This window comes from Clostridium sediminicola (genome assembly GCF_050402865.1).
Lineage (GTDB): Bacteria > Bacillota > Clostridia > Clostridiales > Clostridiaceae > Clostridium_AF > Clostridium_AF sediminicola.
Map to the genome: position 1 here is coordinate 1 of NZ_BAABMF010000085.1, position 340 is coordinate 340.

Sequence of the window (340 nt, forward strand, 5' to 3'; positions counted from 1 at the left end):
ATATGATGATTAAAATTATCCACTGCCCAAACAATACCAGCACCTTTAACAGTTTCAAGGATAATCGCAGTAGGCTTGCCCTTAGTTTCCTTTGCCTTTGCAATGGCGTCTTTAATTGCATTAAAATTATGTCCATCTACACTAATACTATTCCAGTGGAAACTTTGGAATTTTTCTTCAAAACTTTCCATGTTGTTTACCATTGAAGTAGGTCCATCTAATTGAATTTTATTGTTATCAACAAACAAAATTAAATTATCCAATTCTTTTTGTGCAGCAAACATAATTGCTTCCCAATTTTGACCTTCTTGAGTTTCTCCATCACCTACGATACAGTAAA

Annotated in this window: 1 protein-coding gene; it reads right to left on the reverse strand. The window is 33.2% G+C overall.

The annotated features are described in order from the left end of the window. On the reverse strand, window positions 1-340 hold a 340-nt coding region (locus ACQ3F0_RS26850; RefSeq protein ID WP_428868876.1), incomplete at both ends, for a thiamine pyrophosphate-dependent enzyme.